Genomic DNA, 293 nt, shown 5'->3' with positions numbered 1-293 from the left:
CCGGCGATGAAAAAGACACCGTGAATGAGATAGGCCCCTACGAATGAAACCGGTAAAACGATCGCTAAGCCTATCATTAACTCAAAAGGGAACAAATTATGTGAACTCGGATCTACAATCATATCTGCAAAAATCCGAGAAAGCATTCCCAGCATTACTCCTAAAGAAACCATCAAGGCATTCCATGCGGGTTGGTTTTTTCTAAAGATGCCGATAAGAAGTGTTGCTGAAAATGCTCCGGGAGCCTTGATGGAGAACAGCGAATGATACAGCGCATTTCCTTCTGAAAAATC

1 protein-coding gene is annotated in these 293 nt (G+C 43.0%); it reads right to left on the bottom strand.

The window, feature by feature from the left end:
* Positions 1-293, bottom strand: a 293-nt coding sequence (locus ACNKXV_RS14340; protein WP_417908387.1) for a hypothetical protein, incomplete at both ends; no start/stop codon positions are given.

The sequence above is a fragment of the Christiangramia aquimixticola genome, from assembly GCF_048285835.1.
GTDB classification, from domain to species: domain Bacteria; phylum Bacteroidota; class Bacteroidia; order Flavobacteriales; family Flavobacteriaceae; genus Christiangramia; species Christiangramia aquimixticola.
Note: the sequence above shows the minus strand (reverse complement) of the source record. Positions and strands in the feature narration are given on the sequence as shown.